The sequence below is a fragment of the Leptolyngbya sp. PL-A3 genome, assembly GCF_039962325.1.
In the GTDB taxonomy this organism is placed as follows: Bacteria; Cyanobacteriota; Cyanobacteriia; order Elainellales; family Elainellaceae; genus Vacuolonema.
Genome location: NZ_JAMPLB010000016.1, coordinates 109,794 through 133,484, shown reverse-complemented (window position 1 = coordinate 133,484; position 23,691 = coordinate 109,794). Strand labels below are relative to the sequence as shown.

The 23,691-nt window shown below is 52.1% G+C and carries 43 protein-coding genes; 14 read left to right on the top strand and 29 right to left on the bottom strand.

What is annotated here, in order from left to right:
- Positions 1-24: 24 nt before the first annotated feature.
- The 4 genes from NDI52_RS14585 to NDI52_RS14570 form a co-directional block, all read right to left on the bottom strand.
- The gene (locus NDI52_RS14585; protein ID WP_190773137.1) at positions 25-417 is read right to left on the bottom strand and encodes a hypothetical protein; all 393 of its coding nucleotides are present in this window, start codon (positions 415-417) and stop codon (positions 25-27) included.
- Complete coding sequence (locus tag NDI52_RS14580) at positions 414-629, bottom strand: hypothetical protein (protein WP_190773136.1); 216 nt, start codon at positions 627-629, stop codon at positions 414-416. The genes NDI52_RS14585 and NDI52_RS14580 overlap by 4 nt, the downstream gene beginning before the upstream one ends.
- On the bottom strand, positions 629-868 hold the full coding sequence (locus NDI52_RS14575; RefSeq protein ID WP_190773135.1) for a hypothetical protein: 240 nt from the start codon (positions 866-868) through the stop codon (positions 629-631). Before NDI52_RS14575 ends, NDI52_RS14580 begins: the two co-directional genes overlap by 1 nt.
- Positions 869-987: 119 nt before the next feature.
- A complete protein-coding gene (locus NDI52_RS14570) occupies positions 988-1,155 on the bottom strand; it encodes a hypothetical protein (RefSeq protein ID WP_190773134.1) in 168 nt (55 codons plus the stop codon).
- A 188-nt stretch (positions 1,156-1,343) separates the two neighbouring features.
- Between NDI52_RS14570 and NDI52_RS14565 the strand changes: the two genes are divergently transcribed.
- Entirely contained in the window at positions 1,344-1,871 is a 528-nt protein-coding gene (locus NDI52_RS14565) for a hypothetical protein (protein ID WP_190773133.1), read from the top strand.
- Positions 1,872-2,398: 527 nt separating this feature from the next.
- Here the strand turns inward: NDI52_RS14565 and NDI52_RS14560 are convergent.
- The 10 genes from NDI52_RS14560 to NDI52_RS14515 all read right to left on the bottom strand — a co-directional run bounded on the left by NDI52_RS14560 (position 2,399) and on the right by NDI52_RS14515 (position 6,258).
- Positions 2,399-3,034, bottom strand: coding sequence for a hypothetical protein (locus tag NDI52_RS14560; protein WP_190773132.1), 636 nt, complete (start codon positions 3,032-3,034; stop codon positions 2,399-2,401).
- A 219-nt stretch (positions 3,035-3,253) separates the two neighbouring features.
- Entirely contained in the window at positions 3,254-3,817 is a 564-nt protein-coding gene (locus NDI52_RS14555; RefSeq protein WP_199330837.1) for a hypothetical protein, read from the bottom strand.
- Positions 3,818-3,888: 71 nt separating this feature from the next.
- The gene (locus tag NDI52_RS14550; protein WP_190773131.1) at positions 3,889-4,113 is read right to left on the bottom strand and encodes a hypothetical protein; all 225 of its coding nucleotides are present in this window, start codon (positions 4,111-4,113) and stop codon (positions 3,889-3,891) included.
- Between the two features lie 32 nt (positions 4,114-4,145).
- Entirely contained in the window at positions 4,146-4,328 is a 183-nt protein-coding gene (locus tag NDI52_RS14545; protein WP_190773130.1) for a hypothetical protein, read from the bottom strand.
- Between the two features lie 66 nt (positions 4,329-4,394).
- A complete protein-coding gene (locus NDI52_RS14540; protein WP_190773129.1) occupies positions 4,395-4,691 on the bottom strand; it encodes a hypothetical protein in 297 nt (98 codons plus the stop codon).
- Between the two features lie 54 nt (positions 4,692-4,745).
- A complete protein-coding gene (locus NDI52_RS14535; protein WP_190773128.1) occupies positions 4,746-5,099 on the bottom strand; it encodes a hypothetical protein in 354 nt (117 codons plus the stop codon).
- A gap of 42 nt (positions 5,100-5,141) precedes the next feature.
- On the bottom strand, positions 5,142-5,306 hold the full coding sequence (locus NDI52_RS14530; RefSeq protein WP_190773127.1) for a hypothetical protein: 165 nt from the start codon (positions 5,304-5,306) through the stop codon (positions 5,142-5,144).
- 74 nt (positions 5,307-5,380) lie between these two features.
- Positions 5,381-5,656 carry a hypothetical protein gene (locus NDI52_RS14525; protein ID WP_190773126.1) on the bottom strand — a complete coding sequence of 92 codons (276 nt, stop codon included), beginning with the start codon at positions 5,654-5,656 and terminating at the stop codon, positions 5,381-5,383.
- A gap of 36 nt (positions 5,657-5,692) precedes the next feature.
- A complete protein-coding gene (locus tag NDI52_RS14520; RefSeq protein ID WP_190773125.1) occupies positions 5,693-5,878 on the bottom strand; it encodes a hypothetical protein in 186 nt (61 codons plus the stop codon).
- A 65-nt stretch (positions 5,879-5,943) separates the two neighbouring features.
- Positions 5,944-6,258 carry a hypothetical protein gene (locus NDI52_RS14515; RefSeq protein WP_190773124.1) on the bottom strand — a complete coding sequence of 105 codons (315 nt, stop codon included), beginning with the start codon at positions 6,256-6,258 and terminating at the stop codon, positions 5,944-5,946.
- Between the two features lie 162 nt (positions 6,259-6,420).
- Between NDI52_RS14515 and NDI52_RS14510 the strand changes: the two genes are divergently transcribed.
- From NDI52_RS14510 to NDI52_RS14465, 10 genes are all read left to right on the top strand, one after another.
- On the top strand, positions 6,421-6,714 hold the full coding sequence (locus NDI52_RS14510) for an XRE family transcriptional regulator (RefSeq protein ID WP_190773123.1): 294 nt from the start codon (positions 6,421-6,423) through the stop codon (positions 6,712-6,714).
- Positions 6,711-7,247, top strand: coding sequence for an HAD-IIIA family hydrolase (locus tag NDI52_RS14505; protein WP_190773122.1), 537 nt, complete (start codon positions 6,711-6,713; stop codon positions 7,245-7,247). Before NDI52_RS14510 ends, NDI52_RS14505 begins: the two co-directional genes overlap by 4 nt.
- On the top strand, positions 7,244-7,564 hold the full coding sequence (locus NDI52_RS14500; RefSeq protein ID WP_190773121.1) for a hypothetical protein: 321 nt from the start codon (positions 7,244-7,246) through the stop codon (positions 7,562-7,564). Before NDI52_RS14505 ends, NDI52_RS14500 begins: the two co-directional genes overlap by 4 nt.
- The gene (locus NDI52_RS14495; protein WP_190773120.1) at positions 7,561-7,836 is read left to right on the top strand and encodes a hypothetical protein; all 276 of its coding nucleotides are present in this window, start codon (positions 7,561-7,563) and stop codon (positions 7,834-7,836) included. Before NDI52_RS14500 ends, NDI52_RS14495 begins: the two co-directional genes overlap by 4 nt.
- A complete protein-coding gene (locus tag NDI52_RS14490) occupies positions 7,833-8,375 on the top strand; it encodes an HAD-IIIA family hydrolase (protein ID WP_190773119.1) in 543 nt (180 codons plus the stop codon). Before NDI52_RS14495 ends, NDI52_RS14490 begins: the two co-directional genes overlap by 4 nt.
- 10 nt (positions 8,376-8,385) lie before the next feature.
- Positions 8,386-8,676 (top strand): hypothetical protein, encoded by a 291-nt coding sequence (locus tag NDI52_RS14485; RefSeq protein WP_190773118.1) that lies wholly within the window; start codon positions 8,386-8,388, stop codon positions 8,674-8,676.
- On the top strand, positions 8,669-8,986 hold the full coding sequence (locus tag NDI52_RS14480) for a hypothetical protein (RefSeq protein ID WP_190773117.1): 318 nt from the start codon (positions 8,669-8,671) through the stop codon (positions 8,984-8,986). The genes NDI52_RS14485 and NDI52_RS14480 overlap by 8 nt, the downstream gene beginning before the upstream one ends.
- Positions 8,983-9,519, top strand: coding sequence for a hypothetical protein (locus NDI52_RS14475; protein WP_190773116.1), 537 nt, complete (start codon positions 8,983-8,985; stop codon positions 9,517-9,519). Before NDI52_RS14480 ends, NDI52_RS14475 begins: the two co-directional genes overlap by 4 nt.
- An 85-nt stretch (positions 9,520-9,604) precedes the next feature.
- On the top strand, positions 9,605-9,775 hold the full coding sequence (locus NDI52_RS14470) for a hypothetical protein (protein ID WP_190773115.1): 171 nt from the start codon (positions 9,605-9,607) through the stop codon (positions 9,773-9,775).
- Between the two features lie 380 nt (positions 9,776-10,155).
- Entirely contained in the window at positions 10,156-10,413 is a 258-nt protein-coding gene (locus tag NDI52_RS14465; RefSeq protein ID WP_190773114.1) for a hypothetical protein, read from the top strand.
- Positions 10,414-11,428: 1,015 nt separating this feature from the next.
- Here NDI52_RS14465 and NDI52_RS14460 read toward each other — a convergent pair.
- A complete protein-coding gene (locus tag NDI52_RS14460) occupies positions 11,429-11,602 on the bottom strand; it encodes a hypothetical protein (protein WP_190773113.1) in 174 nt (57 codons plus the stop codon).
- 193 nt (positions 11,603-11,795) lie between these two features.
- Here NDI52_RS14460 and NDI52_RS14455 point away from each other — a divergent pair, with 193 nt between their 5' ends.
- The gene (locus NDI52_RS14455) at positions 11,796-12,008 is read left to right on the top strand and encodes a hypothetical protein (RefSeq protein WP_190773112.1); all 213 of its coding nucleotides are present in this window, start codon (positions 11,796-11,798) and stop codon (positions 12,006-12,008) included.
- Between the two features lie 137 nt (positions 12,009-12,145).
- Entirely contained in the window at positions 12,146-12,412 is a 267-nt protein-coding gene (locus NDI52_RS14450; protein ID WP_190773111.1) for a DUF2584 family protein, read from the top strand.
- 409 nt (positions 12,413-12,821) lie between these two features.
- Here NDI52_RS14450 and NDI52_RS14445 read toward each other — a convergent pair whose 3' ends face one another.
- The 7 genes from NDI52_RS14445 to NDI52_RS14415 all read right to left on the bottom strand — a co-directional run bounded on the left by NDI52_RS14445 (position 12,822) and on the right by NDI52_RS14415 (position 17,814).
- Positions 12,822-14,762 (bottom strand): hypothetical protein, encoded by a 1,941-nt coding sequence (locus NDI52_RS14445; protein WP_190773110.1) that lies wholly within the window; start codon positions 14,760-14,762, stop codon positions 12,822-12,824.
- A 73-nt stretch (positions 14,763-14,835) separates the two neighbouring features.
- Positions 14,836-15,552 (bottom strand): hypothetical protein, encoded by a 717-nt coding sequence (locus tag NDI52_RS14440; protein ID WP_348256451.1) that lies wholly within the window; start codon positions 15,550-15,552, stop codon positions 14,836-14,838.
- A gap of 12 nt (positions 15,553-15,564) precedes the next feature.
- A complete protein-coding gene (locus NDI52_RS14435) occupies positions 15,565-16,080 on the bottom strand; it encodes a hypothetical protein (RefSeq protein WP_190773108.1) in 516 nt (171 codons plus the stop codon).
- 1 nt (position 16,081) lies between these two features.
- The gene (locus NDI52_RS14430; RefSeq protein WP_190773107.1) at positions 16,082-16,417 is read right to left on the bottom strand and encodes a hypothetical protein; all 336 of its coding nucleotides are present in this window, start codon (positions 16,415-16,417) and stop codon (positions 16,082-16,084) included.
- Positions 16,417-16,584 carry a hypothetical protein gene (locus tag NDI52_RS14425; protein WP_190773106.1) on the bottom strand — a complete coding sequence of 56 codons (168 nt, stop codon included), beginning with the start codon at positions 16,582-16,584 and terminating at the stop codon, positions 16,417-16,419. Before NDI52_RS14425 ends, NDI52_RS14430 begins: the two co-directional genes overlap by 1 nt.
- 126 nt (positions 16,585-16,710) lie before the next feature.
- The gene (locus NDI52_RS14420) at positions 16,711-16,911 is read right to left on the bottom strand and encodes a hypothetical protein (protein WP_190773105.1); all 201 of its coding nucleotides are present in this window, start codon (positions 16,909-16,911) and stop codon (positions 16,711-16,713) included.
- A 168-nt stretch (positions 16,912-17,079) separates the two neighbouring features.
- Positions 17,080-17,814, bottom strand: coding sequence for a hypothetical protein (locus NDI52_RS14415; protein ID WP_348256450.1), 735 nt, complete (start codon positions 17,812-17,814; stop codon positions 17,080-17,082).
- Positions 17,815-17,945: 131 nt separating this feature from the next.
- Here NDI52_RS14415 and NDI52_RS14410 point away from each other — a divergent pair, with 131 nt between their 5' ends.
- Positions 17,946-18,260 (top strand): hypothetical protein, encoded by a 315-nt coding sequence (locus NDI52_RS14410; protein ID WP_190773103.1) that lies wholly within the window; start codon positions 17,946-17,948, stop codon positions 18,258-18,260.
- Positions 18,261-18,359: 99 nt separating this feature from the next.
- Here NDI52_RS14410 and NDI52_RS14405 read toward each other — a convergent pair whose 3' ends face one another.
- The 7 genes from NDI52_RS14405 to NDI52_RS14375 all read right to left on the bottom strand — a co-directional run bounded on the left by NDI52_RS14405 (position 18,360) and on the right by NDI52_RS14375 (position 23,653).
- A complete protein-coding gene (locus NDI52_RS14405; protein ID WP_190773102.1) occupies positions 18,360-19,040 on the bottom strand; it encodes a hypothetical protein in 681 nt (226 codons plus the stop codon).
- Positions 19,041-19,055: 15 nt separating this feature from the next.
- Positions 19,056-19,292 (bottom strand): hypothetical protein, encoded by a 237-nt coding sequence (locus NDI52_RS14400; RefSeq protein WP_190773101.1) that lies wholly within the window; start codon positions 19,290-19,292, stop codon positions 19,056-19,058.
- Positions 19,293-19,367: 75 nt separating this feature from the next.
- Entirely contained in the window at positions 19,368-20,039 is a 672-nt protein-coding gene (locus NDI52_RS14395; protein ID WP_190773100.1) for a lysozyme, read from the bottom strand.
- Between the two features lie 39 nt (positions 20,040-20,078).
- Complete coding sequence (locus NDI52_RS14390) at positions 20,079-21,164, bottom strand: hypothetical protein (protein ID WP_190773099.1); 1,086 nt, start codon at positions 21,162-21,164, stop codon at positions 20,079-20,081.
- On the bottom strand, positions 21,151-21,372 hold the full coding sequence (locus NDI52_RS14385) for a hypothetical protein (protein ID WP_190773098.1): 222 nt from the start codon (positions 21,370-21,372) through the stop codon (positions 21,151-21,153). Before NDI52_RS14385 ends, NDI52_RS14390 begins: the two co-directional genes overlap by 14 nt.
- Before the next feature lie 194 nt (positions 21,373-21,566).
- Positions 21,567-21,833, bottom strand: a complete 267-nt coding sequence (locus NDI52_RS14380) for a hypothetical protein (protein WP_190773097.1) — start codon at positions 21,831-21,833, stop codon at positions 21,567-21,569.
- A 2-nt stretch (positions 21,834-21,835) separates the two neighbouring features.
- Positions 21,836-23,653 carry a hypothetical protein gene (locus NDI52_RS14375; protein WP_190773096.1) on the bottom strand — a complete coding sequence of 606 codons (1,818 nt, stop codon included), beginning with the start codon at positions 23,651-23,653 and terminating at the stop codon, positions 21,836-21,838.
- Positions 23,654-23,691: the final 38 nt, after the last annotated feature.

The window sequence follows — 23,691 nt, the reverse complement described above, 5'->3', positions numbered from 1 at the left end:
TACCTCAGTACACCGGGGCGTTTTCTATTGGGCTTTCTGAGCGATCGCCCACTCATAGAACTCAACCCGGCACGGGACAACCAGATGGGGGCTGATGAACCGATGGTTGTGCTGTTTCCATTGCTCCAGTAGTGCGTTGCTCTCCACTGGTTCAACTCCATCCACCCAGCTCACAGTGATGTGAGGGAAACGATTGCAGCGTGGATAGCCTGAAGGGATATAGGCCCAAAGCGCTTGAATGCGATCGCTCCAAGTTTCAGCGGTGATGATGGCCTCAAACTGATGCCCAATCAGGTGAGAGAACTGCTCTCGCTCTACCCCGTACTGAAGCGTGATGTGGTGCGGCTCCCCATTGGGATGACGCCGGGGAATGGTAACTGGAGTCTGGAAGACGGCCCAGAGAATACCTTGGCTCATGACTCACCCTCCTGTAGAAGTTCAGATGTCTGGTTGTTCCAGAAGCTGGGATGACAGCCCACGCTGCCTGCTAGTAGCTCTAGATAGGCTTCGGTGTTGCTGGAGATAACCAGCAGTTGTTTGGAGTTCCACCGATAGCCATGAGCTTCACCCCATAGCAGAATTGCCTGGAATAGCTGTTCTTTGGCCTGCTGTTGGTGCTCTGAAGACATCACGACTGACCCCCAAGGTGCACTGCCCAGATCAGGTTGATTGCTTCCAACTCTCCAGACACAACAAAATTTCTGTCACGGCACTTCACCCGCAACAGAAACATCCGCTCAAAGGGATTCAGGGTATCAAGTCCTAGCAGAGCCTCTACCTGTGGGAGGACGTGCGATCGCTCAACTTGTGGTGCTGTTGAGCCTGCTTCCGGAGCGGCAAGTGATAAACTTGTATTGGTTGTTGACATAATTCCTCCGTTGCTGGGGGTTTATGGGGAAACCGCTACTTGGGGAAAAGGTGAGCGGTGAACTCAAAACACGATGGACAGGGGGCGACTGTAGCAAGTCGCCCCCTGTTTTTCGTTGGTTAGGAAGCGATCGGGGTTGCTTCCTGTTGCTGCTTTTTTTGGGCTTCGAGGTACTGCGTGAAAGCTTCAATTGCGACTTCGCTTAGCTGAAGACGATGAGCTGCTGCGTAAACACGAACCGCGCGGTCTAAGTCGTCAGTCAGGTAAACCGAAAACTGTCTTTTCATGACCATTAACCAGTTCACAAGTTCATTAACTGTGATCTTAATTTAGTGAATGCTAAAGATCAATCAAAATTTAGTGAATTTACACGTATGCGATCGCTAATTCTTGAAGGATTATTCTGAAGGGGCAAATTTGCTGTACAGGACAGGGCAGGGTGGGCCGCAATATTACAAAAAATGGGGTTCGCACTTTGGCTGCATATATCAAGCGGCAGCTAGATCAGGCTGACTTAAAGCAGTCCGATCTGATTGAGCGTTTGCAGGCGATTGGATTTGAAACCGACGCCAATACTATGTCGAGGTTGGTAAATGGTGACCTTCGATACCCCCGAGCCGATCTCATTAGCGCCTTGGCGGCCCTAAAAATTTTTACTGATACCGAGGGAAGGCCGCTTACTGCGGAGGAGTTCGTATTAATTGCGTGTGAGGCAATTGATCCTCCAGCGTGGGCTGTTCCTGACCCAGCTACTACGGCTTACCCTGAGGCCGTCAGCTTCTTACTGCGAATGAAGGGAAGTAAAAGCGTTGAGGAGTTCGCAGACTTCCTGGACATTCCGGCTAAAGATCTGGAGGCCATTCTCGCGGGACAGCGACCTACTATTGGACAGCTTCTGGCGATGCACGTGCTATTTGATGATGGCAATGTTCTCCCTATTGGCAAGCTGTACGGGTTGGTAGTTGATGCACCCTTGCCTGATGATCCTTTAGAGAGTGCCTGAGAGCTTCTGAGTTAAGGGCCAGCTAATAACTTGTTCGCCATGGCGAACTATCAAATTTTTCCCTTGCTTCTGTGCAGCATCTGATAGAGCTTCCCAGTTCTCACGAATTTCGCGAAGGGTTATTCGGTCTGGAACAGAGATGTTTATGTCATTGCCTGAAATTGATACATCGCATGTTTCTAGAAAAGTTAATCCAAGTGACTGTAGAGGATTCATACATCCATCACGGTTTTCAGGTTAGGGGCGTAACCAAGGCGACGGAACACACGGGGGAAGGAAATATTTTACTCCCCTTTTCTAAAATACTCCTTTCTCTTATGAGGAAAAATTTTTCAATGTCTCTGTATTAACGGGGTACAGCATTCAGATTCAATATTTTTAAATTCAATATTGAATCCATTATTCGAACTTAATTACTTGTCTGTTGCTATCAAGATTGTTCTCTTCAATGTAGAGGTATTGCATAAGAAAAACCCCAGCCGGTAGATGGCTGGGTTTTTTCCATGGAGTGGGCGATCGCCGGTGTATCAGTCAGCGGTGATTGATAGAGAGATGATGCCGATGTCTCGAAGTAGGCTCAGTTCTACAGATTTGTCAGAGAAGGTGGTGTAAGTTTCGTTTGATGTGCCCTCTGCAAGCCTATCCAGATTGCGCTGGAACCAATCCTGCCCACCTACCCATTCAGGAGCAGCGTATTTAATGAACCCAAGGGTGTAAATTGCGTTTTGTTCCTGAAGTCCGGTGTTTGCATTGGACGCATCGATCATGATTGTTGCGCTAACCAATTCATCGGGCGGTCCAATGAGTTCGATAGTCGCAAGGCCATTTGGGGAGGTGCCCCTGACCCGTTGCTGTCCTCCGCTGTTAGGGGTGCGCTCAAACTGAAAATCGACACCTGGCCTTTCAAACACAGACTGAATTGCGGTTCGGCTTACCCCAATGCCTTCAGGTTGTACTGGTGCCACGCTCCGAACTGGCGCAGGTGCCGCTGGAGCTGGTGAAGATTGTCTAACGGCAACTTGCGGCGCTGGCTCTGATTTGTTCTCTTGCCAGTTTCCGATCGCCACCAGTATCAAGGCTGCTGGCAAGCCCAGGCCGACTGCTATCCATCCCCCGGCTTTAAACTGCTTCTTCGGCTTCTTCCCTCCAACAAGTACGGGCATGACAAACCTCAGTGTGAGTTGATGACCCTATGCTTCCCGGCGACCGGAATGCTCCCATGTTTTTTTGGAAACTTTAAAGAATATTTGGTGTAGCTTCACATGACTCTGGAATTCCATAGTCCTACTAGGCATTAAAAAAGGAAGCCAGAGTAACAGCTCTGACTCCCATTAACCTACGCCCTTGTAAGGGACATATACGACTACAAGTAGGGTGCCCATTTAATGAGGCTGCCCATTACGGACGGCTGCGATCGCCGCCTTCGCCACCAGCCGCCAATCCGTCTCATCGTCATAACTGGCCTTCACCAACTGCCCTCCACTGAACAGACGACAGAACAGCACGGAATCGTCTTCCCCGGCCTGGGGGCTAATGGTAACGGGCGTTTGCACCTGAGCAGGTATAAGCAGCGCTACGGCGCTCAGAAAGCCCTTAGAGAAGTGGCTATCGTGACCTGCTTCGATGAGGTAGGGGCGATCGCCCTGCAACGTAATCTGAAGCTTGATGCATTCCTTTCCCCGGCGCTCCACTTTGGGGAAGCTGATGTCGGTCAGATAGCCAGTGAGGGCAGTGTGGGGAATGAGCTGCACTTGGTTATCAACGACGGTGTACCACAACCCGCCATTGCTCCGGTTGGCATACACTCGCATTGCTCCAGCCCCATCGTGGAAGCCTAACTGAGGGCGATCGAGTCTAGCCAAGATTTGCTGGAGTAGGAGCGTTTGCTCAGCCAGTGCTTGAGCCAGGATTGTTGCCAAGTCGCTAGATTCTAGAGCTGCTGTCATTGCTTTGACATTGGGTAAGGGTGAGGGAAGTGTGGTGTGTTCTACACACCACACAGAGAGGGCGATTGGATTCAGTGGATCAGGTCTTGTAATGCTTTGACCTGCTGCTTCAGCTCAAAGATGGCCAGTCCATTCGTGTGCTCTGCTGACTTAAGGCGACGGATTTCCTCCTGTTGCTCACGAGCGATCGCCACTAGAGCAGTTAGAGCATTGCTCATGGTGTCCAAATCATCTGACTCAGAATCCATCAGAGCGGAATAGATGTCCTCAATGTTTCGACAGTAGCAACTGAGCATTGAAAGTTTCTCCAGTAAGGGTTTGTGGGGCGTTAGCGTAAGTTCTCTTTTGCCAGCCGGAGCGCTCGGATTGCAGCATCGATGTCTTCACGGGAGTTGAGCGCCACTACTTCGACGGAGTTAGGGTAGGTTCCCTGCTTGATGAGCACCTGGCCAGCGACGGCTTCAATGCGGGTCGAACGATTGATTACCCAACTGTGTTCGGTCACCATCATTTCGGAACTCCTTTGGGGCTATGGTTTGTGGGGAGAAAGGGGCACATAGTGCCCCTTAACCGTGCGCTAAGCGCACGTAATTACTAGGGCTTCAATGCGGTCTTCAGCAACGTCTTCCTCAGTTTCGTCAGCACCGATCGCCTGCTCAGGGGGAAGGCCATAAACGAAGCTGACGTCGTATGTCCAGCCGTAGGCATCCAACCGCATCGCCAGAGCTTCGAGGGCAGAAGTGTAGGTCATGCCGACGATGGTGCCTCGGCGCTTGTTGAGAGAGACCTGCTGGAACAGTTCAAACTTGGGAGCCGGAACGTTCTCCGGAATGGTGGTGATGATCTTGGTGTCATTCACGGTGCTACTCGTCATTGATCTAACCAGGTAAGGTTTGCAAGGGCTGGGGCGATGCGATCGCCCAGGTAATTAGTTGAAAGCAGTCTGTAATTCAGCTAAAGCAACACGTTCACGTGCTTCGAGCTTTGCAGCGGTAAACATTCCTCTCACTCGCTCTAGCTCAATTTCAAGTTCGGCCTGCCTATCTTGCACTTTCTCCAGCTCGCGCTGAACCGAGCGATAGTCATTGCCAGCCTTGAATTCCGCAATGCAGGCATCACGCTGACGGTCGTTTTTTAGGTCTGAATCAAATGCCACTTTGTGTTTGATGGAGGCTTCCATCTCTGCCAGGTCACTCTTTAGGCCACGCGCAATTGAGGTAGAGAGGTAATGAATTTCGCGCTGATAAGTAGCAATTACATCGGGGAATTCAGACAGTTGCATGGGAGTACCTGTGGTGATGTGGAGTGAGTGAGGGGCGATCGCTTAGTTTGCGTCAGGGCTGGGTGCTTCTTCATCGGTTGTTTCTTCGTCGGCATCCATCGGTTCATACTCAGGCTCCTCATCCTCAGAGGGCAATCGCCCACCCATGGCGACATCAGCCTGATTTAACATCCATCGGTCAAATTGGCTTAGCAGATCGACGTACATAGCTTTGTTTCAGATAGGGTTTGCAGAGTGGGAGCGATCGCCCTAGCGAAGGGGAAGGGCGATGCTCCGGTGGGCTATTTCTTCACGAGCTTGGAAATCTCGGCGTAGGTCTCAGCGTCAGGCTCCCCATACCGCTCGTTGTACGCATCAACCCATTGCTCTACTAGGAAGCGGTTGGTGCTGTCGATTTGCTCTCCAGGGAGTAGCAGATCGACGTTGGAGGCGATGCGAAATAGGCAATCATCACGGTCGTACTTGCCACTGTTCAACCGCTCAATCTGGGTGCGGACGTAGGTGTGATTCGTGTCAGGGGCAATGTCGTTAAACCAGCTGTCAGGAATGGAATTCATTTTGTTCTCCGTGTGGCGGGTGGATATGGCTTTCGATTAGTTGTTGAGGATGTCAGAGATGGCCTTGGCGAACTTGTCCCAGTCACTCACCGAAGCTGCCAGCCGTTGTTCCAGATCAGAAGGCTCATCGGCTTCGTCGGTGGACTGCGATCGCAGCAGCTCCCACTCTTCAGGGGTCACGGTTTCAAACTCGGCATCCAGAATCTCGTCAATGGTTCGCATGGTTCTAAGTCCTGTAGTTATTGAGGTGTGGAGGGAAGGGGGCCGAAGCCCCCGCAACGGGACGGTTAGAAGGGCACGTCTTGGAGGAACTGACGGCACCCGGCTACAGGGCTAGTGGAATCGCGGCGAACATTGTCGAACCCGGCCTGAGCTAGCAGGATGCAGTGAGCGGGGCGGGTTTGGGTTCCCCACTCAGTCACGCGCTCACGAGCAGCGCGGAAGTGTGCACACTGCCCACAGGTGGGGGCGAAAGTGGTGGTTTCCGCAATTGGTTTTTCGAGAAGCTGTTGTAACATCTGAGTTATCACCTTTGGGTGGTTTTTTCGGAGGGGCGATCGCTGAGTTTTCCAGACCGTGGCGATCGCCCCTTTGCGTTTCACATTTCTAATATAGCGTTCAACGCTATTAGTGTAACCCCCGGTGCTATCAGAATAGATTATGCGACTGTCTTAGCCTCATCAGTTATCTTGATGGCATTAGAAGTTGTATATTTAGCGTTAAACGTTATATTCATAACAAAGCTACGCTATCGGGAGATACTTATGAGTGCAGTATTGAGTTCCCCCGAAGTGAGCAAGGTTAATTGGCTTCTACGGCAGACCATGGCAAAGCGCAAAATTACTAACAAGGCGCTTGCAGACAAGATCGGAAAGCATCCTGTCACCGTTGCCAGATTGAAGTCCCAGGACACCTTGCCAGAAATCGGGGGCGAAGCTATTGAGCAAATTAGGGCAGCAATATCGGAGCTAAGCCAAGATCGGTTTGGTCCATGCTTGCTATCGGAGCTAATCCAGCTTGAGGAGGATGCTTATCCTCGGGAGAGCGATCGCCCATGAAGCTCCTCATTTTGGACAAGGACGGCACTTTAGTTAAAAGCTGCTCTGGTCAAGAGTTCATCCAAGCTCCCGACGATCAAGAGTTGTTCCCGGGGGTCTATAGCGTCCTTCAGAAGTGGCGTGACGACGGCTGGAAGATGGCGATCGCCTCGAACCAGGGCGGAGTTGCGGAGGGTTATAAGAGCCTGGAATCTGCCATTGAGGAGGTGCGCTACTGCCTTTATTTGGGATCTCCCATGATTGAGGTGGGATGCCTTTGCCCCGACTTCGAGGGGGTCGAATGCTACGAAGTTCGGAAGCATGCCGTGTTCACCCCCAAAGAGCGAGGGGAGAAATACCAAGCGCTTGAGGGCACCTTTCGTAAGCCTATGCCGGGGATGCTGCAATACCTCATCTTGCAGTTCCTCCCCCTACCTCCAGATGGCCCTATCGAGGTTTTGTATGTGGGCGATCGCCCGGAAGATGAATCTGCTGCCCTGGCGGCTGGTGTGGAATTTCTGTGGGCGCATGAGTGGAGGGGCGATCGCCAATGACTGAAGGGGTTTCAGAGCAATACAAAAACTTTGCTGCGTTGTTCGCTGGCCAAGTACTAGAAGCGGTAGCTGACCGCAACCCTAACCCTATCTATGAAGTGTTAGACCAATATGCTGACTCGTCCGGTAAGCTAAGCCACGCCGATCTAGCCCTGCTTGGAATATGGCGAACGTTCTTCAAAAGCGATGTTGAATCTTTCCTGTGGCTGGGTTATGTGCTTAGTGTCAAACAGGGGTATGAGAAGATCCTGGCTTACTTCTTTATCGCGGCTCAGCAAAGACCATTTTCAGCAATGGAAGGAGGCGATCGCCCATGACTATGCCAGACCGCATTGCCGAACTAATGGCATTAAAGCTGAAAGAGTTTGCCCAGGTGACGAATGACATCACCCCTAGCCCCTGTAACCCAGGGCAAGACCCGGCAACATTTCTAAGAAATGAACCGCAATTTGCTGAAATGACTATCAATGAGCTAGGGGCCTTGTTGGCGCGGGATTCCAGTAAAGGACTGAAGACTTTCAGTGGATGGGTACAGTTGGCTGCAATACAAGCAGCCATTGAAGAAAATGATGGGGGCGATCGCCCATGATCAAACTCCTCATTCTGGATAAGGACGGCACTCTAGTCCGTCCAGAATCCGGTGCGAAATTCGTTCAGTCCCCCACCGACCAGGTTCTACTGCCTGGAGTGAAAAGGGCGCTCGACCGCTACGCTGCTGATGGATGGAAGATGGCGATCGCCTCCAATCAAGGAGACGTTGCCGCAAAGCATAAAACGCTGGAGCAAGCGATTTATGAAATGCGCTATTGCCTGCATCTAACGGCACCACACATCCAGAGGGGGTGTCTCTGCCCAGACATTGAGGGGTTTGAGTGTTATGAGGTGTGGCGTTTCAGTGTTTTCAGTCCTATAGATCTTGGCAAGGAATATCGGAATTATTACGGCACATTCCGCAAGCCAAAACCAGGGATGCTAATGTACCTCATCTCGCAGTTTTACCGCTTATCAAGTGACGGCTTAATGGATGTATTGATGGTAGGCGATCGCTCCCAAGATTTCGGCGCTGCCTTGGCGGCTGGTGTGAGGTTTATGTGGGCACATGAGTGGAGGGGTGATCGCCAAGGTTAAGGGTGAAAGAATGAATGACTTTGCAGAGGAGTGTCTGAATCGATTTAACGAGTTGGTAGAGTTGCCGTTAGCAGAGTTTGCAGAAGCGACTAAAGGCATTAATCCTAAGCCTTGTGCTCCAGGGTTTGAGCCGGAGGCATTTCTGCTGCGCGAGCCCCGGTTTGCCCGTTTACCTGTAAAACGACTGCAATCGCGACTTGAGACAGAATTTTTGGAAGGTGAGCGCATCTTCAGTGATTGGATGCTGTTAGCCGCAGAGCAGGCAAATAGAGACGTCCAGGAAGGCAATCGCCATGGCTGAAGAACTCTCGGATCAGTACAAAGACTTTGCTGCGTTGTTCACCAGTCGAGTGCTAGAAGCGGTAGCTGACCGCAACGCTAACCCTATCTATAAAGTGCTAGATGAATACGCTGACCCATCCGGCAAACTGAGCTCCGCTGACCTGGCATTGCTCGGAATATGGCGAACGTTTTTCAAGAATGATGCTGAATCCTTCCTGTGGCTGGGCTATGCGCTCAGTATTCGAGCGGGGTATGAAAACATCCTGGCTTACTTCTTTATCACGGCTCAGCAAAAGCCCTTGGCGGCAGTGGAGGGCGATCGCCCATGAAACCATCAGTCGAATTTCTATTTCACTGCGCCTGCGACAAGTGCCACGCCTGGTGGACCCAAGCAGACCTATTGAACCTGGAGCACTCCTACTGTCCCCACTGTGGCCACAAGAATACGGTGGAGCTGCCCGTTGCTCATGGCATCAGTGAGAAGTTTAAGCCGGAGTATCGACGGGCTATTGCGGGGGTTTTGAGGGAAGTATGGGAAGAGATTGAGGGGAGTGTTGCGCTGCATAGCTCCCCTCAAAGTCAAGTCAAAAACGATGAGGTTACAAGTGGCATGGAAATTAAATTGGATGCAGGGGATGACCTTGTAGTGATAAGTCCACGGGGCAATTTTGTTTTCCATTGGTCAGAAGACAGGGAAAACCTCTTGGTTGCAACTTCTTTCAACCCAGACACAACAGTTCCATCTATAGACGGCGAGATCGGGGAAGAACTTGATGAGGAGGATCCCCAGCACTATAAGCGTGTCTGTCGTATGTGGCTTTCTGCCAAACAGGGAATAGACGATTCACAAGAGCAAGGTTGAATTTCAAAAACAGGCCCAAAATTTCAATTCACTCAAACGAATTGCAATTTTGGGCCATTTATTTTAATTGGAGCTGGCGATCGCCATGACTGAGGCAACTAAGCGGTTAAGCATAGGTGTGGGGTTGCTGCTCATTACTGCTCTACTCATCTATGCGGGGATGAGCGGAGATCGGGAGCTGCCCGAGAAGATACTCATCATTCTTGTTGCTGCTGTGGGTGGGTTTGGAGCAGGTTATGTACTTGGGAAAGGGTAGGAGGCGATCGCCCTCTTAAAGAGTTGATGAAGCAAAGTAGCGCATCCTGAAGTTGAGCCTACTTGTAGAAGGTTTGACTATAATCCGTGACCCCGCCCGACGTGCAGCGACGGGCGGGATTTTTTTGTATTTGATGCAGATGAGTGAAGAGGGCGATCCCCCACTAACCCCACTCTGAAGTTCCATAGTCTTTCTCGACAAAGCCTCTATACTGAAGGCTGGGGGCTTTCTGCTAATTTAATTTCAGCAATTAAATAAAGCGATCGCCCTCATGATTAATCTGTTCATTTAAGCAAGGACGGCACCCTAACTCGTCCTGCATCTGATGGCGATCGCCCCAATCCACGTTGGGGCACATCAACTACAGAGAAATTAGCATCATGACTCATGACGACTTGCAGCCTCAACTTGAGGCTATTGAATCGGAAGTAGAAGAGCAGGAATGGGATAAAGTATCTGGCCTTGTAACTCTTATACAAACGCTTACAAGTGAAGAGCTAAATGAACTAATGCAAAGGGTTCGAGAGATTCAGCTCAACCGAAGCGAGCAACAGGAACAACCTATAGCGGTTAATCCTCTCAGCCCTGATGAAATAAGAACCATTATTGAAAACATTAGACATTCATTTAAGGCATAGCATCTCCAGATCTCTTTCTCCAACGTAAGCCCCCATGCTGCAGGCTGGGGGCTTTTTACTATGGTTGCGATCGCCCACACCCACACTATTTAGACCACCCCCTCGGACAGAGATACTTCGATGCAAAACTGGAGTTAGATGATTATTGATAAGTCTTTCCGCTGTAAACACGTGGATAACCTGCACCTGGATCTTGATGAACTTACGTTACTTGAATCGGCACTACTGAGCTATTACCAGGCTTGCAAGGAAGTCCATGGGCACGGTAGTAAAACCCTTGCTGTCTCAACATTAGTCAAGAAGGTTCAGCAGAGGATTGACCTTGAAAGACAGGGAAGGAGCGATCGCTCTCACTAGCCACTCTGGAACTCCATAGTCCCTCTCAACAGAAAGCCCCCAGCTCAGCAGCAGAGGGGCTTTCTGTTAGACTACCCTCAGGGTGAGGAGGCGATCGCTCTTCATGCCTTTCGACGAATGCTATCCGTTCAGGGGTGTTCTAGTATAAAGCAAGGCTTGTGAGTCACACGAAGTGTTTAGAAAACAGGGTGAGAGCATAATTCGAACATCCCTAGCCCTTCTAGATCAATTAATCAAGTTACATGAACTCGTTTATGAACAAATGCTCCAAAACCTTAGACGGCTTAGAGCTACGAAGCAAATCTCTGTTGGTAGTTTAGGTTCGAGTGAAAAAGCTAAGCCGACGAAGCCTCTCATTGATACCTTTCAGGAACAGTGTGACGGGCAGCGAGCATGTCTTGAGGAGCTTCACCAACGGCACGATGCACTAATTCAGCAAATACAGAAGTTTAACTCTTCAAATTAACCTGACTGACCGAGGGCGAGCGCCCATGACCACTTATCGAGTCATTGTTGCAGGGACGCCAACGTTCAACGACTATGAACTGTTGCGCGATCACCCTCGCTAGCCCACTCCAGAACTCCGTAGTCTTTCTCCGACCCATGCCTGGGCTTTTTGTTGGGGACGATCGCTCTCACTATCCCCACTTCAAAGCACTTACAGAGCCTCAAAAATCGAGATTAACTCTTTGATCTCCTTAATGGATTCATCAACTGATTCAAAGTGGCGATCGAGTTTCGTCAGAAATGCCCAAAGCCTGAGAGGGTTCGTTAGCAAGCAATAGTCGAGCATCAGATCCAAAGCCGTCGTGAGCACGTCGATATGCCACATAGTGCAAAGAGGATGAACAGAGCTACTCACCTCTTCCCTAGAAAAATCTCCTACCCCTAAGCTTCATCAACAGATCACGCCTGGTTGACCTTCGCTTCGTATAGGGGGCTAGTGGAAGCGATCGGCCTAATGATCTCAATCCTGACTGCTGCCCCTATCTTCGGTAGAAATCAAAACTAACTAAGGACGGTTAATGAAGCGAACACTAATCTGGATTGCGATTGTTGGTGTTGTTATATCAGTCCTACAATATGCGGCGGCTGTGGAACAAGATGGGAGAGGCACAGCGCGTGATTTTGCTGATGAAGCGGAGAAGGGCGCACAACTATACCAGCAGTGCTTCAACGAGAAAATCCAGTCGGCCTGTGATGAGCTAAGCCGATTGCAGGAATCCCAGAAGAATTGAGGCTGTAGTGAGGCGCGATCGCCCTCGTTAGGCACTTCAGATCTCCGGAGTCTTTCCCCATGAGGTTACGGTTTCTTTCTGTGTTCGCAACCGGTGATTGAGGTTATTCTTACAATCAACGAACTGGAGAGTAATTTATGGGGATGCCTTGCGAAGTTAACAGTATTCTCAAACTCAAGCCATCTCAAGGCTACCCAGCTGAACTTGAGTTAGGTAAGCGGTACTCTGCTCAAAAGGACGGCTACCGAATTTTGTTAGTAGATGTTCCGATTTTGTTAGTAGATGAAAATTGGCTTGCTCATGCAGACATTAAAATTCATAAGCTTATTTGGGAGAAAGGAATGACCAATGTGGATTTTGAGATTGACAGGATTTATGAAGCTCCTTTTCTAACTAAAGCCTAGAGATATGATTAGAGCTAACTTGCTGTGTCTAAGAAAAACATCTATGTAACCTATTAGGGAAGCGATCGCATCTAATAGCCCTCACTAACGAACCACTCCTGAACTGAGGAGTCCGCAAAAAGAAAACCCCTCCATGCTGTGAGCTGGAGGGGTTTTTAGGGTGCATTTGCTGCAATTCTAACGCTGGCATTTTCGAGCTGCCTTTTTCATGTTTCAGAACCTCAACTGGCTAACTAGTGAATAGTTTTTGTGGGTGTGATGCTATGTGATGGGTGGCATCACATAGCATCACAAGGGGCATCACACGCATCACAAATATCACACGAATCAACGGAAGAATGGGTGTCACAGGCATCACATCACACCATCACACGGCATCACACCCCAAAAACAGCCCTCGCCACAGGCATCACATTTCGTCATCGAATAGCCCTAAATCATCCTCACCGGAAATCAGCCTCACTCCTTTGCTTTTGATAACTTCCGCTTCATTTATGTGAACCAAATGCCACATTAATCGGGTTAGTTCTTGCTTGTTTAGCCTCGAAGTCTTGCTGTCACTTCGGTAGGTGAAATTCTTCAGGATGTCATTGCCTAAGATGAAGCCACCTACGAAAAACTTTTGACCTGTTCCCTTAAGCCAGGTGAGCAACTTACCAGCAATTTCCTCCACCTCAAAAACGGCTGTTGCTACCTCATCTGCGATCGCCTCTGCTTCCACTTCGGTCGCCTGCTGATTGGCTACTAGCTGAACGTTGAATGGGTGTGAATTGGGTGAGGTTCTATGGTCTGTGGCGAAGCCTTCATAGTTGCACAATGCCTCCCAGCGATCGCCCAATGAGTAGTAGAAAGCGCGGCTTGTTTGAGTGAGCAATTGTTGCTTCTGACCCTTATCAGTTTTTGGGCAGAAGTCAGCTTCTTGGGCCAGTGTCACATAGCCCAAATTGGCCTCATTGAATATCAGAATTCGGTTGAAAGCTGCTCCCAGTCCTTTGGTACGAAAACCCAAATCTGTGACGTAAGGAGATTGAGTCATAATCCATGCAAATTTGCCCTGGGGCTCCTTGTTAGCTTCCCCAGAACTGGATTCTCCGGATGAAGAAATGGCAACCAAAAAATCCTTCAGTCGCTTCATGAAGGCATTAGAGAGCCGAGCATTCAATGCCACAAACTCATCCACGATGAGGAGCTTGGCTGATGCAGTTGAATCGTTGAATCGGGCCAGGAAATCATTTGCCAGCGTCTCAACTTTTGAGATGTCCAGCGAGAAGTCCCGCAGGTCGAAATGGAGCCGTTTATCCATGTCAACGAAGCTCCAGTATCCGGATTCTCCCGGCTCGTTCTTCGGGTCCAGAAGCCAGATCTCCAGCCCAGGGATGCGCTCCTTCACCCTGCGCCCTGCATGGGCTACAGTGATGCCTTTGCCAGTGCGGGGGAATGCGGCAATTACCAGGGATTTCAATTGCTCAGCCAACAGCTCGGCCAAGTCGGTTGGGGGTGGTACGTCAGGCACGGCAACCGTCTCCAACTCTGGCTCCAAACTGGGCTCAGGCTCCGAGGCTCCGGAGCTGCTATCGGTGGCGATCGCCGGTTCTGGCTCTGGCTGAACTACTGGGATAGGCTGAGGCTCTGGCAGTGGAGCAGCCGGCGCTGGTGAGGGTGCTATCGCTGGTTGCTGCACGGGGATTGTGGAAGCTGTTACCAGGCCAGTTGGAGCGCTGATGATGCCTGAGAGAGTGTGATGTTTGGCTAGCTCCGTCTCAAAGAATTCCTTCAGATGCTTCGGGTCACCAATGAGGCCAAATGCAGGATTTTGGGCGGCGTACTGGCGAATGAGGCGATCGTACAGACTCACCAGGTCGCTGGGGTTTGCACCTCTTACCTCTAAGGCGTGGAACAGTTCCAGCACTGGGCGAATCTCATCAATGATTTCGGCTTCCAGTTCGCAGGCCTTTACTCCGTTGTTGTGGTGTTTGACCAGCAGGCCACAGCCACCCATTGTGAGGAAGCCAGCGAGTGACAGGGGCCAGGCTCCCACTCCCACTCCCACAATGAGCGCAGCGGTCCCAAGTCCCAGCGTTCCAATAGCACTGCTCCGAGCGGTCTTATAGCACTTCAGCCAGTTACGCAGAAGCCTGCTGGGGTCCTCAGCAATGAGCTTTGAGAAGCTCATTCCCAACTCGCGAACAGCAAAGTTCACAAGGGTTTGGTCAGGGTCCAGATACCCATTCATCTCCGATGGGGTACGAACGTCAATGCGGGGGTGAGAGATAGGCGTGGTGGGTTGTGGTGCAGGTGGAGTCTCTAGAACAGTCGTTGAGGTGGCGTTACGATTGCGTCTAATGCTCATGATGATTGACCTCTGTGTGGGCAGGTAAAAAGGCGTGAGGGGCAACTCACGCCTTTCCTTTGGCTATTCAGGGCTAGATCTGGTTCAGCTTCAGTGCCTTGCCAGCATTAGCAATCAACTCATCGAGCTGCTGCCGGATTTGGGGAGGCAGTTCCCACTCCGCAGCTCGTAGGGCCAGCGTGACACCCCACTCACAGCCGAAGATGCTGGCCACGAATAGACCCAGCTTGATGAGAGCTGCAAACCCCGTCCCCAGCGACCCCAGGAAAATTACACCCAGAACGGTTTCGATGAAGATAGCCACCCATCGGCCTGCCTCGAAAAACTCGCGGGTCTTGCGATCGCTGTTGCGGTAGTCCTCAATCAGCTCATCGGCATCACCCACCACTTTGTGGTTCAGCTCAGGAAGGTCTTTGGGTTTGGCTCCCGCTCGGAAGATGTTCTGGAGGGTCATCTTCCGGCCCCGGCGCATCACAACGGGCATCAGCTCGAACAAGGTAGTGGAGACGGAGGCCAGCGCTCCCAGGCCAACGTACTGCCAGAGTGCGAAATCTGGCACCAGGTCACGGAACAGAGTGATGTAGAACCACAAGTTGCCTGCAAAGCAGATTCCAGCAACCACCACTCCGAGCCAGAACATACCTTTGTGCGAGAATGCCTGACGCATGAACTCAGCAACCTTCAGGATGGTCGATTCCTTGTTTTTGGCCTTGGGTGCATAGGGGTCGGCTGAGACGGTTGGAGCACTATCGGCGGGTTTTGGGTTGGGTTTATTTCTGCGAACTGCCATGGTGTATTCCTCCTAGTTATCGAGGTTGAAGAAGTTGGGTTCAGATGCACCGTTTTTCCGGGGTCTGGGCCGCTCGCGGTGAACACCCATGTTCACCGCTCGCTTCACCTGCGTTTGCTCCGAACTATCGGGGTTCGAAACATCTTCTAAGCGCTGCTGCAACGTCTTGTTAATGGCGCTTACATCGTTGGAGATGGCAAGGAACTGGGCATAGCCGCCCCGTTCAATTCGTGCGGTCGTCCCGTAGCGATCGCAGACATACTCGCCCTCGTTCAAAAGGCTGCCAGTCATGCCCCCATCGGGGGTGGGTGTGGTGGGCTGGAAATAGTAAGCTCCCAGCTCAATCTTTTCGGTCGCTGGTAGCACCCGACAGACCTGGGCTCGCTGCTGTGCAATGCGGTTGTGATTGCTCTCAGCCAGTGAGGTTTCAAGCCGAGGCAATGAGCCCAAAGTTCCGGCTGCAACGAGCGTGATGCCACACAGGACCGTCGCACCTGGCGACGTGATGGGATTGTGAAATTTGCTCATATCACTGCACCAAGAACTGAATCAGCCCAATTGCATCATCTGGGTCAATACCTTCCAGCAGCCCCAGTGCCGTTCCCATGTCATCTGAAGTCTGGTCCTCATCCTCAGCGATAGCTTGCTCAGCCGCTTCCCAGATGTCGATGGGCTTTTGAATGTGATTCCGGTAGATCAGCTTGGCCAGAATGAGAACCAGTGCTGACTGGTCAGTATGTGTGAGCTTGCTCAGGTCGCGGTCCCCAAACTTCTCAGCGAGTGCCATCGACTGGGGTGAGTCAGTGAAGTTGGCAATGGGCAGCAGGTGAGAGTTGTCGGTGAGTGTTTCAGTTGCCGGGGTCATTACTGCACCTCCGCTGCTGGTCGTTGGGGTGCAGAGGGCAGGTTGCTCCATGCTTCCTGCAAGTCTCCCAGAGTCACGATTTGTGGCTGAGGGATGACCTCCAGCAGGTTGCCTGAAATAGCAGGCTTACCTATTGGGGTGTGGAGATCTTTTGAAACTTTAGGCATGATTGTCGTAACTCCTTAATCTGTAGTGGTTTGGGAGCGGGTAGCCAGAGCGAACTGTGGTAGGGCTGCTCTGGTTTACCGAGTCCTGGTGAAGGGCTCAGCAGAAGCGATCGCCGGTCGGCAAAACTAGGCGATCGCTTCATCTTTTGAACGTTGGGCATTCTGTAGTCGTTGCTCCCATCGCTTCGCGCAACGACGGAAATAGCGAGATTGGTTGCGAAACTTGATGGCTTCCTGAGGGTCATGGGCTCTGCGGTAGAAACCATCCCAGGTACGAAAGCAGCGCCACGAGAAATCAGCGAGATAGGCATAGTCTTGGGTAGTCATAAAAATGTCCTAGTGAAGGTTTGCAGTAGTGGAGCGGTCGGCAATGCTCCGGTTATCCAAGTTCCCCTGACTGTGGGGGATTGATGGGCAGATGGGGCGATCGCATCAGAATGAACAACCCCACCAATGAAATGAGCGTGGCCAGGAAGGCCAGCACCAATGCGAGGATTACGATTCCTCCATCAGTTCCTTGAAATCCCGTTCGGCGTCCAGTTCCGCTTTGCGCTCGATCATCCGGCGCTTCAATCCTTTTCCCAGTTCGGCCAGTTTCCGCTGGTACGCCTCTTCGTAAAGCCTCTCTTCTTCGCTTCCGAAAAAATCCTTGTCTTGCTCCTTAAATTGCTGAATCGTCAGAGCCAATTCACTCATGACACCATCCGTGTCATCCTCGCTCTGTTCCTTGCGTAAAGCCAGTTTCCCGGCGATGTCACGGCGATCGCTCATCCCACTTGCTGGGGGCGTGTCATCCTGCGTGTCATCGTCCACTAATTCAGGGTGAATCACATTGTCATCGACAGGCTTTGAGCCCTCGCTGTAGCGGGATTTCAGCAGCGTGACAAAGCCTTCAAAGTCCTTGTTTAGCTCTAAATACTCGGCAATGCACTTCGCAGCGTACCCAGTCGGCTTTCCAGGGGCAGACTGTAGAGCTGGATAGCCTTTCAGTCCTTCATGGGCCATCACCACTTTTGGGAAGTAGCGAGCACCTACGGTATTGGGTTTCTCATCAAGCCATTCACCAATCTGACGGAAGGTGACATTTGCGCTGTCATCGACCGGAATCTTTGTCACTAGCTTGTCATTTTCGGGGGTCATGCTGTCATTTCCTTCGCCATCGTTGCGGCGAGCCAGATACTCAGAAATCGTTGCAGGCTTTATGGGCTGATACTTTCGGGGGACTGTCATGTTCGTGTCATCTCCGTGTCACTTTCTGAGGAGAGCATAGCACTTTTTGAGAAAAATGGTATAGATTGGGGATGTGTAAGGGATGAATAAGGTACTATCTTGGGCTAATAGTTCTCCAAGCGGTATAAGAAATGGGAAGTAAGACAGAGGGTTCTGCTGTGGCGCGAGACGATCGCCCCCGGATTGCGAATTTGGGGGAGTGGTACGAAGATTTATTGCAGGTTGATTCAGTCATCAATGCCCGAACGGTCGCACAGCAGGCTACTTCCTTGCTTTGTGCAAAGCTTCAGGAGCGAGAGGAACGCATTAAGAAGCGGGTGCAGTACCTTGCGGTGAAGAGGGGAGTTTCGTTTGAGGAGATGTGGCTGCAGATTCTCAAGGGTGAATATCGCAAGTTGACTGCTGAGGAGATGGCAGAACTGGAACGTTTAGAGTCCTTTGAGTAGCCCCTTCCCATTCTGGAATTCCATAGCCCTCCACAGAAAAACCCCCGGCAATCCATGCGATCGCCGGGGGTTTGATGTTGGAATCAGTTGCACTTGCCTTTAGGGTGCCGGTACCTTTCTGGGTTGGAGCACATGAGCATTGCCAAACTGATGGCGCGTGTAATCCTGTAGCCATCCCAGCCAATCAATTCGAGAGATGTAGTTTTCCCATGGCTCCCCGGCTGGAACCGATAGCCTGAGCAGTTGGCGTGCCATAGCTTCGGTGATGGCCATAGCTCGGCGATCGCCAATGGCCCAGGCCCCGCCAATTCCTTGCAGGTCACAGGGGATGGCGCACAACGGTTCTACCTTGTAATGGCGGTTTGCATTGGGCGTGCGGCCCTGAAATGCTACGACGAAGATGTGAGAAATCGCTCGCAGATTTAGGTCCTCATCCTCTGCCAGGTAATGATTCAGCTCAGCTCTGAAGGATTTACGGCTGGTAAGCTGTAGCGGATCAGCCGTTCCCCGATTGAGGTTCCCGGTTCCAGTTGCCAGGTCTTCTCGCAATCGAGCGAGGTTGATGAGTGCGATCGCCAGATCACGGTTGGCGTACTGATTGACGATCCACCATGCCGCAACGACTCCAGGCTCATCGGATTCGAGTCGCCAGAGGACAATGCCGTTGTTGGTAGCAATCTTGGTGCCGGGGGGCAACGCTTCAGGCTTTGCGCCCACCGACGCACGGAGCCAGCGAAAGAATCGGTTAATGAACCGAGGGAGATGTGAGTGGGAGTCCACGGTGCAAGCATTGGTTTAGGGGTTTTCGTCGGGTGGAGATTGAGGCAGATGCAGGATGGAGGCGATCGCATCTCGTGGGATTTGGACCCCTAAAGCGCAGGCTGCGAAGGTACTGAGGCCGAAGATGAGAGCCAGTGGAGGATTATCGTTAGGTGCCCAATTGCCGTTGCTATCCCGCTCAAAGCAGAGCACTGGGATGGGGGCAGAAAGGATGAGGGCAAATAGATAAACGGCCCACTTGGCAGAATTCATTGCGGCGGCTCCATAGTTGCTAGGAGGGTGCCAGCAGCAATAAGAAAGGGGGGCGATTGCCCCCCCTTGCCGTCGTTATGTCAGGTACAAACTGCGCTCCTCACGCCGACGCCGAGTAAGTCCGGGGATCTCCTTCCCACCCCCCTTGTTCCACAGTAGAAAGGCATCAGCCGCAGCTGCAAAGTCACGGCGGTTGTGAAACCTCATAACAGAGCTGCGAGCGATCGCACCCACGCCGATGTTGTAGCAGAGGCTTACCAGGGCATCGAACTGGGCCTGGCTTGCTTCGACCTTCAGCGCGGCCAAAACACCATGCTCATAAATCTGTACCTCACGCCTGAGCCGCGCCGCCGCCTCAGGCTCGGAAATCCACTGGCCACGTGTGACGTCGTGGGTTGAGCCATACCCAATCGTCCAAGTTCCCGAGGGGCACAAATAGCTTCGAGACCGAAAGCCTTCGTACTTTTTGATCAGGGCCAAACCTTGCTCGGAGATGTGCAGCCCACTCTCAGCAGTCCCCGGCTGCTCAAGCTGGATGTGGTCTTTATACACGTACCAGGTGTTCCGGCGCTGTGGTCCCAGATTCTGGTTGAAGGTGATTTTGAGATGGTTAGCCCCGCCATCGCGGTAGGCGAGCACCTCAAGTTCCTGCCCTGCTGGCACATCCAGCTTCGAGTTTGCAGTCAGCTCAGCAGAAGGGCGAGGGGAGTCTTTAAAAACGGTTGAATGGGTAATGGTAGCCTTCATAGTCCTCCAGTTCTTATCTGCCTGGAGGGTGCCTTGCGCCTATGGTTCAGGCTCTGGTTCTGGCGGGATAGGGGCGATCGTGATCGTAGTGTCTAGGGTTTGGGAATGGATGATGCGGTTAGGTTGATCAATCCTTATTTCCTCACTTACCCCGTCAAATCCCCTTAGCAGCGCTAGAGAGTCCGCTCCCCATGAGCCTAGGAGTAAATATTTTCCAGGGTCGTATATATCAAAGGTTCGCGTAACGGTTGTTTCGATATTTGTCAGGATCGATGTCCCTCCAATGCGGTAGGCGATGCCAGCTATGGGGTTATCGATTTGCTGGAACGTGCTAAATCTGTTCCACGGATTATCCAAATCAAATGATGGATAATCATTCGGCCCGCCCCCTGGTAGGCTATCGGCGGTGATGATGGGAGTAACATACGCCAGGCCAGCATTGGTTTTGGCGATCGCATCATTAATCAAATCATTGGGAGAGTTGAGTGCTGGGGGCGGCTGATCATCAAGCATTCTAAAAGCTGAAAATCTGAATTCAGGGCGGCGAGCCTGGAAGCCAGTTGGGCCGATATAGCGCGGCTCTAGATGATCGATGATTGATGTGATTGTGATCCGTGTAGGGGTGCTGACATCCAGATAGCGGGCAACTGTGGCGTCTACTTCCCTTATCTGGTAGTAACCCGCAAATTCTATGTATAGGTTCCCCTCGAAATCAGTATTGTAAAAATTAATCAAACCTTCCCACAGAGACGTGTTGGGGGTTGTGGTGTAGATGTACCGGAGCGTTCCGTCTTCATTTTGTGGAACGGACAGTGCCCCCTCATGGGAGCTGTACACCCAGCCCCCTGTAGGAATGACGAGCGGGAGGTATCGCCGACGCTCGGGCATTCGGCTCCCATTGCGGCCTATCCCCAACGACCCGACTCGAATTACTGGATCACCCACTCTCAGGCTCCCGCTGCTCAGCATGCGCACCTCAGCTTCACTGCCGTCGCTGCCAGCCAGTCGCACACTACGGCCATCCCGATCCTGGTAGGTGTAGGCCGGTGGCTGTGGTTGGTTGCGCTCCAGGGCAGTAGCGCGATCGCCTGCTAGCCGTGCTCGGGCCTGCTCAATTAAGTCCATCGATCGCCGCCTCAATCTCTTTCACCATTGCCTGGGCCTGCCTCAGCTCCGCCTCCATCCGCTCACGTTGCTTACGATGGCTCACACTCATCGCGGCCTTCTCCAAAGCCCAGCAGCGCTCGCAGGTATCCATTGAGGTGCGATGGTCAGATTCTATTCGGATGGCGATCGCCAACATCTGTTTCAGGTTTTCCAGTTCGCTTTTCATGACTCTTCCCTTCTTCTTAAACAGCTTCGGCAGATTTTTCCTGCATACGGGCCTGCGTGATATTGCCCGTGAGGTGAACGTTTACCAGCCTGATAGAAGCGGGAGCGGCGGGAGTTTCCAGGGATAAGGCAAGTACACAATAGGCAGCGATTTCCGGCTTGCAAATTGTTGAAAATCCTTTTCCCCGACATAAGTTAACGGCTCCTAAATACGCCACGAATGGTTCCACCTGTATAGAATGCCGCCCCAATGTCTCCCGCTCTCACACTGCCATTGCTAATAGGCCGAATTTCTAACTCCTCATTGCTACCAGTACCCAGAGGTACTGCAAAAATCTTCCGCCCATCGGCACGGACAACCTTCACTGGAAATGCTGTAGGAGCTGGGGGAGCCGCCTCCTGATAGGCCAGAGTGCGATCGCTGATTAGCCTGATTAAGGCTGCTGAAATCAAATCATTCATGGTCATGCCAGCAGAGTGTATGGAGGGGCGAGAGTATATCCACCACCGGATGGGGTATCGACCCCCATCAGAAGACCTTCAGCCGCGACGGTGGAACTGTTAGCGTCCATCACGAAGGTTTCGCTATCCGCTACATACCGGGGCAGCAGGCCAGCGGGTTCTTCCCATCGGTATGACTGGAAGGGGGTATAGTCTTCCAGGTAGCTCGCAGGCATGGGGATGACCCATTGTGCCGGGTAGCTTCGCCCGTAAAGGATTGCACCCTCACGCTCGGCGATCGCCTTGAGCTCATCCGAATTATTCACAGGGGCCTTGAGTTGCAGATGCAGCGTTCTGCGGGGCGGCTCTCCATCAAACCCCGCTTCAGCTTCCTCATTGCCCTCAACCTCCTCAACCTCCTCCGGTTTCATCGTGGGTTCTGGAGGGGTAGTGTCTGGGCCATATCTGGGGAAGCAGGTAGACTGACCAGTCTTATGGTCAATCTCGCTGGTCGTCTCCATCCAGCCGTCTTTGTAGGGTGTCCAAAGCCTGGTAATGCTGCGACTGAGCACGAGGGATTCAGTGCCGCCGGAGGGAAACACCAGTGCCCCCGGTTCGTAGAAGCGCTCACGGATGGAACGCACAGCCCCATCAACGATCTCGTAGTCGGTGATCTTCTTTGAGGATGGGAACAGGCTCGTGGACCCTGCATCTGGGTAGGCGTAGAGGTTCTTGAGAATCACGCCCTTGAGCGCTTGCCCCTCCTCCACCGTCTTAATCAAATACCCGGCTGCATCGTAGGTATTCTCGACGCTGGTTTCTGCATCGTCGATGAGAGCTGATGACGTGGAAGCCAGAGGAAACAACTCCTTCAAGCTCTTTTGGGTCGTGACGGTACTTTCCTCCTCATCACCCGTGACATCAATCGCCTCATTCTCCCCTTCTGGGTTGGTGAGGTTTCGGTTCTCCCGCCATGTGTTGTGGATGAAGAAAATTTGCTTCGTGGAGGGGGCACTGGCTACCACCGCCTGGGCAGGACGTTCGCCACCCACGAGCACCTCATAGCGCAGACTGCCATGCACAGCACTCAGCACCAAGTCGGGAAGCCGGGTGAGGTTGAGCGCTGTTGCTCGGAGCAGGCGATCGCCATCAATCCAGAGCCAGTAGCCAGCACTGTAGGCTACCTGACCCATCTGGGCAATGAGAGAGCCCTCCAGCCTGCGGAGGTAACTCAGTTGGCCAGGGATGGCATCTATGAGGGTTAGCGGGGTATCAAACCCTTCTCCCAGGGCATTGATTAAATCAGATTTAGAAACGTTCTTCAGGCTGGGCAGAGAGGTGCCCTGAATGCGCCAGGGTTTCGAGTTGATGTTGCCAGGAACTTCGACCCCGCTGACGTAGGTGACGATTGCGTCTAGGCTTGCTGCCCAATACTTGCGGGTAGACCAGGGGGCATTCTCGCCGGTATCAAGGTAGGCAAGTTCACAGCCCACCTCAATATCGATGTCCTCCTGAAAGACACTCGGCTTAACGTTTTGCAGAATCCTGAGAGCCCCCCGTGGGTGTGGTACCCACTCGGAGCCATTAAAAATTTGTACGTCAACACGGGAGCCCAGTGCCCACCGGGAGGGATTAACGCGGGGGTCTAGACTCTCCCCAATTCCGCCGTTGATAGGCACTCCGGCAAGTTTCATCGTGCCGGTGGTTTTGATAAGTCCGGTAGTATCGAGCCGTTGGTTGCCAACCTCCAGCACTTTCAACTGCGAGGTGATCTCCAGGGGGCTCGCACCACTTGGAGACGACAGATGAACTCGGCATGGAATCGAGAAGGTTAGGAGCACAGCCAGCGCAGAAGACTACGCTGCGAGGGTTCCAGAGC

What these genes read in the sequence shown, in the direction of transcription:
- NDI52_RS14450 (WP_190773111.1), top strand. Translation starts at nt 12,146, where the DNA reads ATGGGGATGCCTTGCGAAGTTAACAGTATTCTCAAACTCAAGCCATCT.
- NDI52_RS14575 (WP_190773135.1), bottom strand. Translation starts at nt 868, where the DNA reads ATGTCAACAACCAATACAAGTTTATCACTTGCCGCTCCGGAAGCAGGC.
- NDI52_RS14475 (WP_190773116.1), top strand. Translation starts at nt 8,983, where the DNA reads ATGAAACCATCAGTCGAATTTCTATTTCACTGCGCCTGCGACAAGTGC.
- NDI52_RS14560 (WP_190773132.1), bottom strand. Translation starts at nt 3,034, where the DNA reads ATGCCCGTACTTGTTGGAGGGAAGAAGCCGAAGAAGCAGTTTAAAGCC.
- NDI52_RS14525 (WP_190773126.1), bottom strand. Translation starts at nt 5,656, where the DNA reads ATGAATTCCATTCCTGACAGCTGGTTTAACGACATTGCCCCTGACACG.
- NDI52_RS14535 (WP_190773128.1), bottom strand. Translation starts at nt 5,099, where the DNA reads ATGCAACTGTCTGAATTCCCCGATGTAATTGCTACTTATCAGCGCGAA.
- NDI52_RS14495 (WP_190773120.1), top strand. Translation starts at nt 7,561, where the DNA reads ATGACTATGCCAGACCGCATTGCCGAACTAATGGCATTAAAGCTGAAA.
- NDI52_RS14380 (WP_190773097.1), bottom strand. Translation starts at nt 21,833, where the DNA reads ATGAATGATTTGATTTCAGCAGCCTTAATCAGGCTAATCAGCGATCGC.
- NDI52_RS14455 (WP_190773112.1), top strand. Translation starts at nt 11,796, where the DNA reads ATGAAGCGAACACTAATCTGGATTGCGATTGTTGGTGTTGTTATATCA.
- NDI52_RS14510 (WP_190773123.1), top strand. Translation starts at nt 6,421, where the DNA reads ATGAGTGCAGTATTGAGTTCCCCCGAAGTGAGCAAGGTTAATTGGCTT.
- NDI52_RS14555 (WP_199330837.1), bottom strand. Translation starts at nt 3,817, where the DNA reads ATGACAGCAGCTCTAGAATCTAGCGACTTGGCAACAATCCTGGCTCAA.
- NDI52_RS14540 (WP_190773129.1), bottom strand. Translation starts at nt 4,691, where the DNA reads ATGACGAGTAGCACCGTGAATGACACCAAGATCATCACCACCATTCCG.
- NDI52_RS14400 (WP_190773101.1), bottom strand. Translation starts at nt 19,292, where the DNA reads ATGAATTCTGCCAAGTGGGCCGTTTATCTATTTGCCCTCATCCTTTCT.
- NDI52_RS14500 (WP_190773121.1), top strand. Translation starts at nt 7,244, where the DNA reads ATGACTGAAGGGGTTTCAGAGCAATACAAAAACTTTGCTGCGTTGTTC.
- NDI52_RS14390 (WP_190773099.1), bottom strand. Translation starts at nt 21,164, where the DNA reads ATGGACTTAATTGAGCAGGCCCGAGCACGGCTAGCAGGCGATCGCGCT.
- NDI52_RS14420 (WP_190773105.1), bottom strand. Translation starts at nt 16,911, where the DNA reads ATGACTACCCAAGACTATGCCTATCTCGCTGATTTCTCGTGGCGCTGC.
- NDI52_RS14505 (WP_190773122.1), top strand. Translation starts at nt 6,711, where the DNA reads ATGAAGCTCCTCATTTTGGACAAGGACGGCACTTTAGTTAAAAGCTGC.
- NDI52_RS14470 (WP_190773115.1), top strand. Translation starts at nt 9,605, where the DNA reads ATGACTGAGGCAACTAAGCGGTTAAGCATAGGTGTGGGGTTGCTGCTC.
- NDI52_RS14435 (WP_190773108.1), bottom strand. Translation starts at nt 16,080, where the DNA reads ATGAGCAAATTTCACAATCCCATCACGTCGCCAGGTGCGACGGTCCTG.
- NDI52_RS14425 (WP_190773106.1), bottom strand. Translation starts at nt 16,584, where the DNA reads ATGCCTAAAGTTTCAAAAGATCTCCACACCCCAATAGGTAAGCCTGCT.
- NDI52_RS14445 (WP_190773110.1), bottom strand. Translation starts at nt 14,762, where the DNA reads ATGAGCATTAGACGCAATCGTAACGCCACCTCAACGACTGTTCTAGAG.
- NDI52_RS14395 (WP_190773100.1), bottom strand. Translation starts at nt 20,039, where the DNA reads ATGAAGGCTACCATTACCCATTCAACCGTTTTTAAAGACTCCCCTCGC.
- NDI52_RS14520 (WP_190773125.1), bottom strand. Translation starts at nt 5,878, where the DNA reads ATGCGAACCATTGACGAGATTCTGGATGCCGAGTTTGAAACCGTGACC.
- NDI52_RS14580 (WP_190773136.1), bottom strand. Translation starts at nt 629, where the DNA reads ATGTCTTCAGAGCACCAACAGCAGGCCAAAGAACAGCTATTCCAGGCA.
- NDI52_RS14465 (WP_190773114.1), top strand. Translation starts at nt 10,156, where the DNA reads ATGACTCATGACGACTTGCAGCCTCAACTTGAGGCTATTGAATCGGAA.
- NDI52_RS14530 (WP_190773127.1), bottom strand. Translation starts at nt 5,306, where the DNA reads ATGTACGTCGATCTGCTAAGCCAATTTGACCGATGGATGTTAAATCAG.
- NDI52_RS14410 (WP_190773103.1), top strand. Translation starts at nt 17,946, where the DNA reads ATGGGAAGTAAGACAGAGGGTTCTGCTGTGGCGCGAGACGATCGCCCC.
- NDI52_RS14485 (WP_190773118.1), top strand. Translation starts at nt 8,386, where the DNA reads ATGAATGACTTTGCAGAGGAGTGTCTGAATCGATTTAACGAGTTGGTA.
- NDI52_RS14585 (WP_190773137.1), bottom strand. Translation starts at nt 417, where the DNA reads ATGAGCCAAGGTATTCTCTGGGCCGTCTTCCAGACTCCAGTTACCATT.
- NDI52_RS14545 (WP_190773130.1), bottom strand. Translation starts at nt 4,328, where the DNA reads ATGATGGTGACCGAACACAGTTGGGTAATCAATCGTTCGACCCGCATT.
- NDI52_RS14440 (WP_348256451.1), bottom strand. Translation starts at nt 15,552, where the DNA reads ATGGCAGTTCGCAGAAATAAACCCAACCCAAAACCCGCCGATAGTGCT.
- NDI52_RS14480 (WP_190773117.1), top strand. Translation starts at nt 8,669, where the DNA reads ATGGCTGAAGAACTCTCGGATCAGTACAAAGACTTTGCTGCGTTGTTC.
- NDI52_RS14385 (WP_190773098.1), bottom strand. Translation starts at nt 21,372, where the DNA reads ATGAAAAGCGAACTGGAAAACCTGAAACAGATGTTGGCGATCGCCATC.
- NDI52_RS14415 (WP_348256450.1), bottom strand. Translation starts at nt 17,814, where the DNA reads ATGACAGTCCCCCGAAAGTATCAGCCCATAAAGCCTGCAACGATTTCT.
- NDI52_RS14570 (WP_190773134.1), bottom strand. Translation starts at nt 1,155, where the DNA reads ATGAAAAGACAGTTTTCGGTTTACCTGACTGACGACTTAGACCGCGCG.
- NDI52_RS14430 (WP_190773107.1), bottom strand. Translation starts at nt 16,417, where the DNA reads ATGACCCCGGCAACTGAAACACTCACCGACAACTCTCACCTGCTGCCC.
- NDI52_RS14490 (WP_190773119.1), top strand. Translation starts at nt 7,833, where the DNA reads ATGATCAAACTCCTCATTCTGGATAAGGACGGCACTCTAGTCCGTCCA.
- NDI52_RS14550 (WP_190773131.1), bottom strand. Translation starts at nt 4,113, where the DNA reads ATGCTCAGTTGCTACTGTCGAAACATTGAGGACATCTATTCCGCTCTG.
- NDI52_RS14460 (WP_190773113.1), bottom strand. Translation starts at nt 11,602, where the DNA reads ATGTGGCATATCGACGTGCTCACGACGGCTTTGGATCTGATGCTCGAC.